This window comes from Mesorhizobium sp. L103C131B0 (assembly GCF_000502275.1).
Classification (GTDB): Bacteria; Pseudomonadota; Alphaproteobacteria; order Rhizobiales; family Rhizobiaceae; genus Mesorhizobium.
This window is the reverse complement of record NZ_AYXC01000003.1, coordinates 229569-243177: the sequence shown is the minus strand read 5'-3', so window position 1 is coordinate 243177 and position 13609 is coordinate 229569. Positions and strand designations below refer to the sequence as shown.

Below are 13609 nucleotides of genomic sequence, written 5' to 3'. Positions count from 1 at the left end.
GCTATTGGGGAGCCGGGTTGACCACTGGCCCTTAGCCGAGGGAAGCACAGTACGGCAACCTCGCTCTTTGCTGGCTAACATCCTTCCGCTCTCAGGGACCGGACCATGCGCACAACAACAGGGTCATACGGTTTCTTTTCGGATTTCCGATAATTCATTGTGAAAAGCGCGGCACGCTGGTTGCAGACCATAATTGCACGGACGTAGCGAATCTCGCCATTCTTGACCCCGGAGTAGCTGGCCCATTTCGGGGCTAGGCGCCGATAGGTCAGTCGCCAACCGGCCTTTTCGTCCTCGATCATGCGATGTTCGATCTCGGCGCGAAAACTTGCTTTGCCCAGTCGCGCGCCCCAAACGACCAGAAACGCGTCTCTTGGGCCCTGAAAAGCCGCGCCCTGCTCCGAATTCTGGGTCAGGACGAAATTCGGAGGAATATCGAAACTAAAGCCAAGCTGTCGGACGCCGAAGGGCTGCCACGCCTCGGCCTGAAGCAACGTGGTCCAAAAGAGAAAAACTGTAAGTCCCAGCAGGAGGCGTCGCATTGCTCTGATTTAGCGCTGGCTAACATGGTGTCCAGACGGACAGAGGTCCGTGACATAAAAAATATGCATCATGGCCGCGCAGCATATGGACGCGGGATTCGCGATTGACGGCGTGCGGTCGAAACGGCTTCCGTCCCACGAAAGGAGAGGACGCAGAGGGAATTGGTGCGTCGGTATGATCGACTGGCAGAAAATTGGCGAGGCCGAATGTCCAACGTTCATTGCCCGCAAAAATGGGCGCCGGTTCCTCTTGTGCCTAGGGAAGAGGAGCCGAATTATTCCCTGGCGAAGACCCTGATCTACCTCAGACGGGGGCATGCCTCAGTAACTTCGCCGTGACCTGATCCCTTCGGGGAACAATCACATCGAGCTCCAGTTTGGCCTTCAAGCGAAAGCACTGATGGAGCATGCCATGAGATTTCCACACAGCACGACGGCCGCGGCCGCCGTTTTCATTGCCCTGACCTCCCCCGCACTCGCCCAGACAAGCGGAACACCATCACCCTCGACACCTGCACCCGCTCCGGCAACCGAACCGCCGACCGCCGGACAGTTGCCGGATGCGACCGGACAAGCGGATGGACCAACACGCGAAATGATCCGCCAGATGGTTGAGCAAGCTGTCCGTGACCGACTGCAGCAGGATCGCGGTTCCGAAGAGGGTTTCCGCGAGGAAGATAGTCGCAACTATCAAGGCGATCGCAACGAGGATGCTGACCGCCACGATGAAGATGGCGACCGTTGGCAGAACCACGGTGACCGCGATCGTGGACACAGAATGGCTGGACGCTGGCATCATCAGATGATGCGCGGTGCCGGCATGCGACTGATGTTCGGGCTGTTGGACACCGATGGCGACGGATCGGTGTCCGAGGACGAGGTTCAACGCGCGGTGGGCAGGATGTTCAGTAGCGTTGACGAGAATGGTGATGGCAAGATCGATGTGAACGAGATCCAGTCCTTCATGCATGGCTCCAGCATGCATGGCACTGATAGCGAGGACACGCCGTAGCTGTCTTCAAAGGGAATGCCCTCCCTCGGACAAAGCGGGCGCGTGGCGGCCGATCCCGAAGCGGTGTCTCTTGGCTGTTAGGCGCCCGGCCAGCACCCTTTAGGCTTGAGCTATTCCCGCAGTCCCGCGAGACGCCAGCCGTGACAAAAAAGGCTTCGCATTGCTGATCGAGGAACGATCGAAGCCGACCAACGCAAGGTCACTCGGGCGCTCGGTCTTCCAGCAGAACGAAGGATGCGGCGATCAAGTCGTCGCCATTGATACGTCCTTGGCTGTCCTCCAACATAGTTGCAACCTTGTGGAAGGCCATCATTTCACCCGCGTCAATCTGCGCTTCACGCATCTTGGCTGTGAGATCAGCCACGCGATTTCCTAACGAATGTGATTTTGCAGTCTCGCAATTCGACATGATTAGTCATCCTTTGCCTTGGGGTTTCACGCTGCCGAACGCAATGCTTCAGCGGATGTTCCGAATTTGGCCATCAGTCTTATGGGATAGGACTTGCGTCTGATTGCGGTTGGAAGAAGCCCGAACGGCGGAACACGCAGCCGGACGCCGAATTGGAAACCCACCGTCGATCGAAGTCCCTTGTCGCCGGTTGAGATCCCGCCATCTTCACTGTCGAGAGGGTGGCGGGATCGCCTTCCGAGGAGCGAGCGCATATGAGGTAATAGATATTTGGCAGATGTACTCACGGCCATCCTGCTCGCTTCTTTTGTCTGCGCATGTTCATTCTTTTCGGGAAACCCCATCTCTCCAACAACACGCAACAACCGCGTTGCTACCCACGATTGATGCGATGACAACTGCATCAACAAAGCAAAGCCTCTTCGCCTAAGGTGCGATTGCCGCGGGCTTTTTCGACTTGAAGGTCGTCCAACGCGCCCGGTGGTCAGGCCATGGCGTTCAGCGGGAGCCAGGTAGACTCATCGCGAAAATCCCGCAGCGAGGCATGTCGCAAGTCCTCCTCGCCGCGTGCGGATACTGGAATCCGCCTGGCTCGTTGTGACAGGCATGCGAAGATGAGTGTCGGCGCATGGGCGCGGAAAAACCCGCCAGCGTGAGCCAGCGGGCCTTGTGATGGGATGGCCCGCGCGTGCGGTCAAGGCTGCGCGGGCCGACCATGATGAATGAGGGGACATCTTGGTCACCGGCACGACCGATGAAGAACGAGCCGGGTGTGACAAAACACCCTTGGAGCGAGAATGTTCCCGTCCGCACAAAAAAGCCCGCCGGCGTGAGCCGGCGGGCAGCCGCTATTTTGCCGTCAAGCGGACAGACCGCTTGCGGCCCACCCACTGCAGCATTTTCCACTTTGAGCCGGAATCATTCTCAACTATGGTTCGCCAGGCTTAAGGCATGGGGGATTGCCGATGGTTTTATCACGCAGGGGTGTCGTGCTCGGCGGTCTGGCGCTGGTCGCGGTCGGTGGAACCAGCAATATTGTTCAAGCCGCGGGGGCAAAATCCTTTTTCGCCGGTACCGCCAGCGATAACGATTTCGTCTATCGCAAGACCAACTTCGCCAAGATCGACAAGAGATGGCATCGCCAGATCGTCAAGTATTTCAGCAGCGAGCCGGTCGGCACCGTCGTGGTCGATACCCGCCACCACTTCCTCTACCTCATCATGGAAAACAAGACTGCCATCCGCTACGGCGTCGGCGTCGGCAAGGAAGGCTTCAAATGGTACGGCCGCGCGACGATCGATCGCCGCGCGCTGTGGCCGCAATGGGTCCCGCCCCCCGAAATGCGTGAGCGCAAACCGGACCTGCCGCCCATGATCGCAGGCGGCGCGTCCAACAATCCGCTCGGGCCGCGCGCGCTCTATCTGTACCGCGACGGCGCCGATATCGGCTACCGCCTGCATGGCACGCTGGAGCCATGGAGCATCGGCACCGACGCTTCCAGCGGCTGCATCCGCATGTTCCCCGAAGACATCATCGACCTCTACCAGCGGTGCCCGATCGGCACCGCGGTGGAGGTCCTGCCGCACATCGCCGACCAGGCGCCCGCTTCCACCACTGTCGAATGATTGGCGCATCATGAACCGCATGATTGAAAACACGCGCCGGCTGCTCGCCGCCGGCCTGCTGGTTGTGGCCACATCCTGCTCGACCAGCAACACGCTGGCCCCGTCGACGCCCGACGTCACCAACGCCGAGATTGCCGGCTTCCAGAACGTGCAGCCGGGCAGCGAGGAGGATTTTATCCTCAATGTCGGCCGCCGCACCTACTTCACGAAAGGTTCGGCCGCGCTCGATTCTGTCGCCAAGGCCACCCTCGACACCCAGATCGCCTGGTTGACAAAGCATCCGCGCTGGCTGCTCAAGCTGCAGGGTTTCGCCGACGATCCCGGCGCAAGTGAAACGGCGCTGTCACAGCAGCGCGCCGATGCGGTGATGGACTACCTCGCCGCCGGCGGCATAGACCGGGACCGCATGTGGGCCAAGGGCTACGGCAAGGACAGGCTGGTCCGCGACTGCCCCGACTCCGCCTGCAGGTCGCAAAACCGCCGCGTTGTGTCTAATTTGCGCGATGAGAGGGACGAGTCGTAGAGGCTGCTGTTTTGCTGGTCGCCAAATCAGTCTCACAACGCGATGGCGGCATGGCTGCAATGCGCCTATCGGGGACATTCACCCAGCGTTTGCCCCTCCCCGAAAGCTGACGCTCCGGTTGACCCGGAATGAAGTCAGCTTCCCGTCTACTAACCTCCGGTTCAGGGTCTGGTGGGAGGCTTCGGCATCCGCCTCGACCAGTTTGCGGACGTGGCGGTTGTCCGCGATCCTGATCGGCATGAGCCTCGCCAGATGTCAGTGTGCTACCGGGAGTGGGCGCCGTGGAGCTGGCAGGTACGCTCGCTCAAAGCATCGGCCGTCCACCGGTGACCTCGTAGAGTGCGCCGGTGGTGTAGCTCGACCCTTCCGAGGCAAGCAGCACATAGGTCGCTGCAAGCTCTGCCGGTTGCCCGGGACGCTTGAGCGGTGTGTTCTTCCCGAACTCCTTGACCTTCTCAGAGGGCATTGTCGACGGGATCAGCGGCGTCCAAATCGGCCCGGGAGCGACCGCGTTTACCCGAATGCCGCGTTCAGCTACCAGTCCTGCAAGTCCGGCGGTGAAGTTGGCGATCGCTCCTTTGGTAGTGGCGTAGGCAAGCAGTGCCGGCGAGGGACTGGTCGCGTTGATTGAGGATGTGTTGATGATGGTCGAGCCGGGTTCCATGTGCTTCACTGCTTCCTGGGACAGATAGAACATCGCATAGACATTGGTGCGAAAGGTGAGATCCCATTCCTCCGCGCTGATGTCCTCCAGCTTCTCGAACGACGCCTGGTGGGCTGCATTGTTGACGAGGATGTCCAGGCGCCCGCATTCATCGATAGCTCGCTGCACAAGCGACCGCGCGAAGATTTCGTCCGAGATGTCGCCGGGTGCGAGCACCGCCTTGCGCCCCGCTTCCTCGACCAAGCGCGCCGTCTCCTGCGCATCTTCGTCCTCTTCAAGATAGGAGATCATGACGTCGGCGCCTTCGCGTGCAAACGCGATAGCCACCGCCCGGCCGATGCCCGAGTCCGCGCCGGTGATCAGCGCGACGCGGTCCGTCAGCTTACCGCTGCCGCGATAGCTCTCCTCTCCGTGGTCGGGCCGTGGATCCATCTCGTCGGTATAGCCGGGCATGTCCTGCTGCTGTTCGGGAAGCGGCGGCTGAGGATATTTCTGCTGGGCATCCTGCATGTCAGCTCCTTTTTTGGCTGGAGTTGCGGTTGTGTCGATCCGGTTCCGTGATCGGTCCCTTGGCGGCTTTCGAGCCACCGCCCCATTCCTCGGCCTTGCACGCTTGGTCGCCGCCCATGAGGTCCGGCGAACCGCGATTTGCGGTGCCGCTGTCGGTCTTGTTCAACTCGTGCTCCTTCTTGCGTGTCGTCAGTCTTTCTCTGCGGCGGTAATCATCGACCTCAGCGGCTCTTGCGCCACATTCGCCTCGATTTCCACGCGTCCGGGGGTATCCGGTAGCGCCTTGCGGAAATTTCTCGCATAATCCGGTGGCATCTTCGGTGGCATCATCGGTTCGAACGGATCGACCACGGCCTCGATGACCACCGGACCCTCAGCAGCCAGGGCAGCGTCGAGAACACCTTCCACCTCCTCGGCGCGAGAGACGCTGTAGCCGATGCCGCCCATGGCTTCGGCGGCCATGGCGAAGTCGATGGGCTGGAGTTCGCAGGCGAATTGCGGGTTGCCGAGAAACATCATCTGCTCCCAGGCGATCTGATTGAGCATGCCGTTCTTGAGCACGAGCACCTTGAGTGGGATCCGGTGCCGAACTGCCGTCGAGAACTCTCCGAGCTGCATCGCGAGACCGCCGTCGCCGACGACCGCGAAGACCGGCCGGCCGGGAAAGGCCAGGCCCGCGGCGATCGCGTAGGGCAGTCCGCATGCCATCGAGGCCAGCGCGCCCGAGACGCCGAAGGCCTGCCCGTCACGCAGTTCGATATGGCGGGCCGCCATCTCGGTGTTCTGGCCGGAATCGGCAACCAGGATCGCATCATCGGGCAATCGTTTCCCAAATGCGCGTGTAACCACCTGGGGCTTGAGCGAAGTGGCGGCCTTTTGCTCCGACTGCGCCATCATCTCGCGCCAGCGTCGCATGCCCGCCTGCGCCTTCTCGAGGAAGCTGCGATCATCCTTGCGCTTCAGGCGCCTGTTCAGCAATCGCAGCGTCACGGCGGCATCGCCGGCAAGGCCGGCCTCAACGGGATAGCGCAGGCCGATGCGCTGCGGGTCGCGCTCGATCTGCACCCCGCGCGCCTGTCCCGGCTTCGGGTAGTATTCGATGTAGGGAAAGGTCGAGCCGACGACGAGCAGCGCGTCACATTCCTCCATGATTTCCTGCGACGGCAGCGTGCCGAGAATTCCGATGCCGCCAGTCGTCAGCGGGTGATCGTCGGGCAAGGCAGCCTTACCGAGCAAGGCCTTTGCGACGGGGGCACCAAGCAGCTCCGCCGTCTCTTCCAACTCGTGCCTGGCACCAAGCGCGCCCCGACCGGCGAGGATCGCGACCTTCGTCGCCCCGTTCAGGATCTCGGCGGCTTTCGCAAGTTGTTCTTCGTCGGGAAGCCTGCTTCCTTCGAACCAACGATCCGGCGTATGCGACGGTTTGTTGCGCTTCGAGCGCTTGGCTTGGTCGAGCGTGTGCTCCTGCACATCGCTGGCGATCGACAGATGCGCAACGCCGCGACGTGCCAGCGCCGACCTGCAGGCGAGACCGGCCAGGCTTTCCATATGCGCCGCGTCGGAGACCTGCGCGTTGAAGACGGCGACATCGCTGAAGACGCGCGTCAAGTCGACATCCTGCTGGGTGAAGGTCTCGATGAGGTCGTGGAACTGCATGCCGGTAATGGCGAGCACCGGCGCTTGGTCGAGCTTGGCATCGTAGAGTCCAGTCAGGAGGTGTGTGCCGCCAGGGCCGGAAGTTGCGAGGCAGACACCGAGCTTGCCTGTCCATTTTGAGTAGGCGCACGCCATGAAGGCCGCGGATTCCTCGTGCCGCACCTGAATGAAGCGGATGCGGTCCTGCCGCCTGCGCAGCGCCTCCATGATGCCATTGATGCCGTCGCCCGGCAGGCCAAAGATGATATCGACGTTCCAGTCGATCAGCGTCTCGATGAGGATGTCCGCGGCGGTCGGCATGTCTTAGTCCTTACCGCGATGCGGATCCCGCCGCCTGGCTGCTCTTGTTCGCGGTCTTGTCAGTCTTACGCTGGTCCTTGTTGCCGCCGCGATTGCCGCCATGCAACTCGTCGGAAGTTTGAGCGGTCTTGCCGTCTTCCAAATTATTGGCCATGCGCAAAGCTCCCTTCATCCGGCCTGCCTAACCAGAAAGTTGGTGAGATGTTCCGTGCCCGAAGGCAAGGCCGCCTATTCAGGTGCCGAAGGCAAACGTGTCAGTACCACCCGATGAGGCGCTGTTCGGCAGCCAGCGGCTGAACAGGCGAGGTGCGATCGAACAGACGAAGGCATCGAACTGCTGCGAGGCCGAGGATTGCATGTAGTGGCCGAGGCTGCCTGATCGCCAAAAGCGCTCGCGGCAGAGCTGGCCGATGTTCAGGTCGCGTCTTCGCAGGTCCCTATAGCCAGAGCGCAACGCCGCCCGGACCGTCCCCATAGGCGAACTCCTCGCACCCCTCGTCGACGAATTTCCCGCGCGGGATTCCGCCTAAGTGGCGAAAGGACTCGTTCGTCGCGCACACCGCGGCGGGCGATGTGCGCCTCGACCATGCGGTGCCTGGCGTGCCGGTAGTCTGGCATGGCTCCTCGATAGCTTTAAAAAGACGGCAAGCTTAGTCGTCCTGCCTGCGCTTGTGGTGCTTGCTCTCCTGGTTTTCGCCGCGGATCATCTGGCGATCGTCCTTGTCGGCCAATTCCACGCCCTCGTCGCGTAGATTGGCGCTGTCTTGCCGCGCCTCCCGCTCCTGCTTGGATCTCTTCAGCTCATCCTCGGCATTGAAATCGTCGCCGGCATTGCTGGTGTTCTCGCGCTTTTCGATGATGCGCAGCTGCTGCTCGTGGGTCTTCCGGCCGGCCATGGCAAGGTGCCTCCTACTTGTTCGTGCGTCCGGTCTGGTCAGGGTTGATGCCGCCCTGAGGCGTGACGTCGTTCTCGACATCGCCTTCGAACGTATTGTCCCCATCGAGAGCATCGTTCTCGTCGAGCATATCGCCGCCCTTGACCGCGCCCTTCGAGGTGCCGATTCCCGGGTTGTCTCGCAGATCCTTGTCCGTGGGCTGTTTAGTCTTGGGGTGTTGGTTGGTCATGGAATTTCTCAGCGCTGGTTGAGCTTGGACGAAAGACGGTCCTGGCGCTGTCCAACTTCAACGTGGAGAAAATGTTCCGGTGTCAGGTTCGGTGCGCGTAAGCGGCCAGGCGGCCGCCGTCTCGGCTAGCGAAACTCCAGGCATGCCACATTACATCCCATTCCGAGGCGAATTGGCGGGCTAAAGTGAAAATCGAGACGGTCGAAAGCTTGCAAGGAGTGGGTGCTCTGTTCCGGTGGCGATCTCGGTTGCAAGCAGTTCGCCGGCAATCAAGCCAAGTGTTGCGCCGCTGTGGCTGAAGGCGACGTAATACGCCTCGATCTCCCGCAACTGGCCGAAGACCGGCTCGCCGTCTCCGGGGATTGGCTTGGGCCCGACACCGTAGCTCTCCAATTCCAATTTCGGATGACCGTCGAGAACATTCGACGCTTCGTCGAGAAGCCCCTGGATGGTCGATGCTTTTACGCGATAAGTCCCGTCCGGATTGACTACCACCTGTTCTTCCGACCAGGCAGAATCGAGCGCGAGGGCGCCATCAGGCGTCGGCCGGATGGCGACGCGCGGCGTGTTGAGCACGGCGTGTAGCGGCAAGTCGACTGGCTTGGTCCTGACCAGCAGCGCGATTGGTGTCCCATCGGCAATACGCTGACCGGCCACGGCAACCATTCGCGGCACATCCGCACCGGTCGCCAGAAGCACCGCGTTGGCGGCGAAGCTGACCCCGCTGGTGGTGGTGACGCCGGTGGCGCGGCCGTTGGCGACGGTGACGGTAGCGCGTCCGGCCTCGGTGACCACCTGGCCGCCCCGCTCCACGAATTCCGCGATCAATATCTCGATCAGCGACGGCAGGTCGACCCAGCCCTCGCCCGGGTTGAAGATCGCGCCTTGAGGCGTGACAGCGCTTGCGCAGACACCCGGCGCGACCAACCTTATGGCGTCCGCGGACAGATGCTGAGCATCATAGCCGATACGTTTTTCGTGAGCGAACACATCGGCGATCTCGTTTGAGGCATCGTCCGCATCCCACGTCAGACCACCGTCGAAACGCAGCCAGGCGGCATCCGGGTATCGCGCCGACAAACTGCGGTAGCGGTCGATACCGATCATGCGCAGGCGATGATATTCAGCCGAGCGCCTGCGCGCCGAATTGATCCAGGCGAGCGAGCGGCCGGAAGCTCCCTTGGCGAGCGGTCCATCATTGACCAGCACGGTCTCGATGCCGAGCCTTGCAAGATGAACGGCCGAGGAGACGCCAAAAATGCCGCCGCCGACAACAACGACCTTGGAAACCTGATGTGATGCAGCCATGAGATATCTTTCACTGGTGGAGGTTGGTTTGGGCGGCCGTCTTGAAGGGCTCATGCGTGATCAAAGCACTTCGGCAAGGAAGTGCTTCAGACGTGGGCTTTTCGGCGTGTCGAAAATCGCGGCAGGCGTGCCGGCCTCGATGATGCGGCCTTCATCCATGAAGACGACCTGATCGGCGACCTTGCGGGCGAAGCCCATTTCATGCGTCACCACGACCATTGTCATGCCGCGCCGGCCGAGATCCGCCATGAGGTTGAGCACACCCTTCACCAGTTCTGGATCGAGTGCGCTCGTTACCTCATCGAACAAGATGACCTCCGGGTCCATCGCCAATGCACGAGCGATTGCCACACGCTGCTGCTGGCCACCGGAAAGGCTCCCTGGACGATGGTGTTTGCGGGTCGCAAGCCCGACGTCGGCAAGGCGTGCCTCGGCGATGCGCTCAGCTTCCTGTACAGGGAGCCCCTTTACCTTGGACAGCGACAGCATGACGTTTTCGAGCGCGGTGTGGTCGGGAAACAGATTGAACTGCTGGAAAACCATGCCGACACGCCGGCGCAGTTTTTCAGGCTTCATCGCCAGGATGCTCGCACCATCGAGCAACACCTCACCGCCCTTGGGCTCGACCAGGCGGTTGAGGCAGCGCAGCAGGGTCGACTTGCCCGAACCTGATGGGCCGATCACGCATGTGACCGTGCCAGGCTTGACAGCCAGGCTGACGCCTTTGAGAACATCGAGGTCGCCATAGGCCATGTCGAGATCGGTGATGGCGAGACTGCCGCCCTTGAAGCGGGGCAGCGCTGAGCGGGCATCAGAGCCGGCCTCCGAAGGTGCACTGCCGGTGGCGCCCTCCAGTTCGCTCACTTCGGCCAGGCCGCTGATGACGAGGCCGGCCTTTTGCTTTCCGACCCGCAGCGAGTTGTCGATGTAGTTGACCACATGGGTCAACGGCACGGTGATGATGAGATAGAACACGCCGGCCAGAAGCAATGGCGAGAGGTTTCCGGTGACCACTGCCTGGTCCTGACCGACACGGAAAATCTCGCGCTCCGAGGCGAGCAGACCGAGGAAGTAGACAAGGCTTGAATCCTTGACGTTGCCGATGAACTGGTTGACGAGGGCCGGCAAGACGCGGCGGATGCCTTGCGGTATCACGATCAGGCGCATGCCTTGGCCGTAGCTCATGCTGAGCGCCCTGCAGGCCTCCATCTGCCCGCGCTCGACGCTCTGGATGCCCGAGCGGAATATTTCGCCGATATAGGCGCCGGCGATCAGGCTCAGCGCAAGAATGCCGAGCGGAAAGGGCGAAGGGCCGAAGATTTCACGGCCGATGCGGGCAAAACCCTGGCCTATCAGCAGGATGGTGACGATCGCCGGCAGCCCACGGAATATATCCGTGTAGACCCGCGCCGGAATGCGCAGCCAGCGCGATTGCGAGATGCCCATGACCGCCAGGATCATGCCGAGGATGACACCCAGTACCGTCGACGCGGCGGCGAGGATCAAGGTGTTCTTCAATCCGATGGTGATCATGCTGGGCAGCACGTCCGCCATTGCGTGCCAGTCGAGGAAACTGCGCCGCAGGTTTTCGAGCCAGTTCATTCGCCCCCCTTTTGGTTGCGCTATTTACATCGTCCGCATCAAGGACGGAGGCGTAATCCGGCCGCCGGCATGAAAGCCAGCGGCCGGGTACGGTCTACTTCTTGGGAAGATACTGGTCGGGCATCGGCGAGCCGGGGAACCACTTTTCATAAAGCGTTTTCCAGGTGCCGTCCTGCATGGCCGCGTGAAGGGCGGTGTTCAGCGCATTGCGGAGCTTGTCGTTGCCCTTGCGCAGGACGAAGCCGGCCGGCGCGTCAAAGGAAGGAATATTGACCGCGATCTTCAGGTTCGGATAGCGAACGCCATAGTCCTTGGCAGCCTCGTAATCGAGGAAGTGGGCATCCACGGTTCCGTTGTTAAGCGCCGAAACGGCGGAGTTGTTGTCGGGGAATTTGACGAGATCGGTTCCGACAAAATTCTTCGCCGCGTAGATTTCCTGGAGCGTGCCTTGCACGACGCCGAGACGTTTGCCCTTGAGCCCGTCCGCCGACGTGATCGCCTTGTCGGCGGTAAGCACGGAGAGATAGCCTGCGATATACCCGTCGGAAAAGTCGACGGTCTTCTTGCGTGCTTCCGTCGTGCCGATTGCCGCGACCGCGACATCGAAGCGCTCGTTTGCAACCGAAGGCATAAGCGCCGAGAATTCCTGGCCGGTGAAGATCACCTGGTCGGGCTTGAATCCAAGGCGGCTCGCCACGTTGCGGAACAATTCGATGTCGAAGCCGGTGAACGACCCATCGGCCTGGGTGAAAGCGTAGGGTTTGGCATCGCCCATGGTTCCGACGCTGATGACCTTCGCATCAATGAGGCCATAGGGATTGTCATCCGCGGCGGCCGCTCCTGAAACCAGCCCGGCGCCGACGCACATCGCCATAAGAGCCATTGCGCCGGTTCTGACCGGGCACATCAACGACTTGAGAATTTCTTTGCTGCTCATGTCTTTCTCCACTCTGAAGGTCTGTTCTTCTTGGTATTTGCGTCGAGCCGCCATCTGGCGCGCCGACATGCCCTTGCCGAAATCACGGTCCGTCACGCCTCTCGGCTCCACTCCTTTTAAAGAGACCGGTCTCATATTGCGTGAGACCGGTCTCTTTGTTAATCGTTATCGCCACGTTGACCTGCCGTCAACAACTCTTGTAGTCGTCATCCGATGAAAAGAACCGCCCCCAAGACCCCGTCGATAACGGTCAGCGACGTCGCCCGCGCGGCCAATGTTTCGAAAGCGACAGCCGCGCGCGTGCTCGGCGGATACGGCGTCGTCAGCAACATGATCCGCGCGGAAGTCATGGCCGCGGCCAAGGCCTTGGACTATCGTGCGAACGAGCTCGCCCGCAGCATGACGACCGGCCGCTCCGGCATCATCGGCGTGGTTGTCGGCGACATCGAGAACCCGTTCTTCAGCCTCGCGGTACGCGGCATCAGCGACGCGGCAAAGGCAGCCGGGTTCAACGTCATCCTGGCCAATTCCGGCGAGAAGATCGAGGCGGAAAAGGCGGCCGTGAAACTGCTCATCGGCAAGCGCGTCGACGGGCTGATCGTCACGCCGTCGGAATCGCGCGACATCGCGCACCTGCGCGATATCCACCGCTCGGGCCGACCGCTTGCCCTGCTGGATAGGGCGCTGGCAGATCTGGATGTCGATACGGTCACGACCGACGATCGCGGCATCGCCATGCTGGCGACCCGCTTTCTAGCCGATGCCGGCCACCGCAACATCGCCTATGTGACCGCGGTCGACGCCGAAGGGCACGAGTACCGCGATCTCGGGCAGATCTACACCTCGTCGGTCCGTGAGCGCATCGACGGTTTCCTCACCGTGTGCCGAGAGGCCGGACTTGATCGGCCAGAACGCTTTGTTCGCCTTGGCGCGACAAGCCCCACCGAAACGCGCAGGGTTGCCGGCGAGATGCTGTCGGCGCCGGATCGGCCGACGGCGATCCTCGCCTCCGACAGCGTCATTGCGCTGGAGATCTTCAAGGTGACCCGCGAGCGCGGCCTGCGGGTTCCCGACGACATTTCGCTCATCACTTTCCATGATGCGGACTGGACGAGCGTCACCACGCCGCCCATCACCGTTATCGACCAGCCCGTCTACGCGCTTGGCAAGAGCGTCGCGGAATTGCTCATCCGGCGATTGAAGGGAGATTCCCGCCCGGCGGAAAAGCTCGTTTTGCCGACCGCCATCATTGCACGCGGATCCGTTGGCCCGCCCTCGAATGGAAAGCCGCAAGTGCGCCAAGCATAGGTGTGACGGCGATACGGCCCACATGAATACGTTAGAACAAGGTCGACGCACTCCGCTTTAAGAATGTACGTCGATCAACCCAGCAAGC

16 protein-coding genes are annotated in these 13609 nt (G+C 61.4%); 4 read left to right on the top strand and 12 right to left on the bottom strand.

What is annotated here, in order from left to right; translation table 11 throughout:
• Positions 1-74: 74 nt before the first annotated feature.
• Positions 75-542, bottom strand: coding sequence for a hypothetical protein (locus X730_RS156385; protein WP_023667769.1), 468 nt, complete (start codon positions 540-542; stop codon positions 75-77).
• 412 nt (positions 543-954) lie between these two features.
• On the opposite strand from X730_RS156385, the gene X730_RS0133395 reads away from it, so the two are divergent.
• Positions 955-1554 (top strand): EF-hand domain-containing protein, encoded by a 600-nt coding sequence (locus tag X730_RS0133395; protein ID WP_031196712.1) that lies wholly within the window; start codon positions 955-957, stop codon positions 1552-1554.
• Between the two features lie 199 nt (positions 1555-1753).
• On the opposite strand, the gene X730_RS156390 is transcribed toward X730_RS0133395, so the two are convergent.
• Positions 1754-1918 carry a hypothetical protein gene (locus X730_RS156390; protein ID WP_023667766.1) on the bottom strand — a complete coding sequence of 55 codons (165 nt, stop codon included), beginning with the start codon at positions 1916-1918 and terminating at the stop codon, positions 1754-1756.
• 1010 nt (positions 1919-2928) lie between these two features.
• Here X730_RS156390 and X730_RS156395 point away from each other — a divergent pair.
• Positions 2929-3588 carry a L,D-transpeptidase gene (locus tag X730_RS156395; protein WP_023682764.1) on the top strand — a complete coding sequence of 220 codons (660 nt, stop codon included), beginning with the start codon at positions 2929-2931 and terminating at the stop codon, positions 3586-3588.
• 10 nt (positions 3589-3598) lie between these two features.
• The gene (locus X730_RS156400) at positions 3599-4111 is read left to right on the top strand and encodes an OmpA family protein (protein WP_023726224.1); all 513 of its coding nucleotides are present in this window, start codon (positions 3599-3601) and stop codon (positions 4109-4111) included.
• A gap of 304 nt (positions 4112-4415) precedes the next feature.
• On the opposite strand, the gene X730_RS156405 is transcribed toward X730_RS156400, so the two are convergent.
• The 10 genes from X730_RS156405 to X730_RS156445 all read right to left on the bottom strand — a co-directional run bounded on the left by X730_RS156405 (position 4416) and on the right by X730_RS156445 (position 12213).
• Positions 4416-5285 (bottom strand): SDR family oxidoreductase, encoded by an 870-nt coding sequence (locus X730_RS156405; protein WP_023815136.1) that lies wholly within the window; start codon positions 5283-5285, stop codon positions 4416-4418.
• Position 5286: 1 nt separating this feature from the next.
• The gene (locus tag X730_RS1000000168110) at positions 5287-5451 is read right to left on the bottom strand and encodes a hypothetical protein (RefSeq protein ID WP_023815135.1); all 165 of its coding nucleotides are present in this window, start codon (positions 5449-5451) and stop codon (positions 5287-5289) included.
• Between the two features lie 23 nt (positions 5452-5474).
• Entirely contained in the window at positions 5475-7241 is a 1767-nt protein-coding gene (locus tag X730_RS156415; protein WP_023825909.1) for a thiamine pyrophosphate-dependent enzyme, read from the bottom strand.
• A 10-nt stretch (positions 7242-7251) separates the two neighbouring features.
• Positions 7252-7395, bottom strand: a complete 144-nt coding sequence (locus X730_RS1000000168105; protein ID WP_023692307.1) for a hypothetical protein — start codon at positions 7393-7395, stop codon at positions 7252-7254.
• A 78-nt stretch (positions 7396-7473) separates the two neighbouring features.
• On the bottom strand, positions 7474-7716 hold the full coding sequence (locus tag X730_RS1000000167435) for a hypothetical protein (RefSeq protein WP_023825908.1): 243 nt from the start codon (positions 7714-7716) through the stop codon (positions 7474-7476).
• A gap of 175 nt (positions 7717-7891) precedes the next feature.
• Entirely contained in the window at positions 7892-8137 is a 246-nt protein-coding gene (locus tag X730_RS156425) for a hypothetical protein (protein WP_023825907.1), read from the bottom strand.
• 13 nt (positions 8138-8150) lie between these two features.
• Positions 8151-8366 carry a hypothetical protein gene (locus X730_RS156430; RefSeq protein WP_023667757.1) on the bottom strand — a complete coding sequence of 72 codons (216 nt, stop codon included), beginning with the start codon at positions 8364-8366 and terminating at the stop codon, positions 8151-8153.
• Positions 8367-8546: 180 nt separating this feature from the next.
• Positions 8547-9674 (bottom strand): FAD-binding oxidoreductase, encoded by a 1128-nt coding sequence (locus X730_RS156435; RefSeq protein ID WP_023825906.1) that lies wholly within the window; start codon positions 9672-9674, stop codon positions 8547-8549.
• 60 nt (positions 9675-9734) lie between these two features.
• Positions 9735-11276 carry an amino acid ABC transporter permease/ATP-binding protein gene (locus tag X730_RS1000000169075; protein ID WP_023825905.1) on the bottom strand — a complete coding sequence of 514 codons (1542 nt, stop codon included), beginning with the start codon at positions 11274-11276 and terminating at the stop codon, positions 9735-9737.
• A 94-nt stretch (positions 11277-11370) separates the two neighbouring features.
• A complete protein-coding gene (locus X730_RS156445) occupies positions 11371-12213 on the bottom strand; it encodes an ABC transporter substrate-binding protein (protein ID WP_023825904.1) in 843 nt (280 codons plus the stop codon).
• 213 nt (positions 12214-12426) lie between these two features.
• Between X730_RS156445 and X730_RS156450 the strand changes: the two genes are divergently transcribed.
• Positions 12427-13521: a LacI family DNA-binding transcriptional regulator gene (locus tag X730_RS156450; RefSeq protein ID WP_023820868.1), complete on the top strand. Its 1095-nt coding sequence runs from the start codon at positions 12427-12429 to the stop codon at positions 13519-13521.
• The last annotated feature ends 88 nt before the right edge of the window (positions 13522-13609 follow it).

Bases quoted from the DNA above. Each gene is read 5' to 3' on its own strand.
- X730_RS156385 (WP_023667769.1), bottom strand. From the start codon at position 542: ATGCGACGCCTCCTGCTGGGACTTACAGTTTTTCTCTTTTGGACCACG.
- X730_RS0133395 (WP_031196712.1), top strand. From the start codon at position 955: ATGAGATTTCCACACAGCACGACGGCCGCGGCCGCCGTTTTCATTGCC.
- X730_RS156395 (WP_023682764.1), top strand. From the start codon at position 2,929: ATGGTTTTATCACGCAGGGGTGTCGTGCTCGGCGGTCTGGCGCTGGTC.
- X730_RS156400 (WP_023726224.1), top strand. From the start codon at position 3,599: ATGAACCGCATGATTGAAAACACGCGCCGGCTGCTCGCCGCCGGCCTG.
- X730_RS156405 (WP_023815136.1), bottom strand. From the start codon at position 5,285: ATGCAGGATGCCCAGCAGAAATATCCTCAGCCGCCGCTTCCCGAACAG.
- X730_RS156415 (WP_023825909.1), bottom strand. From the start codon at position 7,241: ATGCCGACCGCCGCGGACATCCTCATCGAGACGCTGATCGACTGGAAC.
- X730_RS1000000168105 (WP_023692307.1), bottom strand. From the start codon at position 7,395: ATGGCCAATAATTTGGAAGACGGCAAGACCGCTCAAACTTCCGACGAG.
- X730_RS1000000167435 (WP_023825908.1), bottom strand. From the start codon at position 7,716: ATGGGGACGGTCCGGGCGGCGTTGCGCTCTGGCTATAGGGACCTGCGA.
- X730_RS156425 (WP_023825907.1), bottom strand. From the start codon at position 8,137: ATGGCCGGCCGGAAGACCCACGAGCAGCAGCTGCGCATCATCGAAAAG.
- X730_RS156430 (WP_023667757.1), bottom strand. From the start codon at position 8,366: ATGACCAACCAACACCCCAAGACTAAACAGCCCACGGACAAGGATCTG.
- X730_RS156435 (WP_023825906.1), bottom strand. From the start codon at position 9,674: ATGGCTGCATCACATCAGGTTTCCAAGGTCGTTGTTGTCGGCGGCGGC.
- X730_RS1000000169075 (WP_023825905.1), bottom strand. From the start codon at position 11,276: ATGAACTGGCTCGAAAACCTGCGGCGCAGTTTCCTCGACTGGCACGCA.
- X730_RS156445 (WP_023825904.1), bottom strand. From the start codon at position 12,213: ATGAGCAGCAAAGAAATTCTCAAGTCGTTGATGTGCCCGGTCAGAACC.
- X730_RS156450 (WP_023820868.1), top strand. From the start codon at position 12,427: ATGAAAAGAACCGCCCCCAAGACCCCGTCGATAACGGTCAGCGACGTC.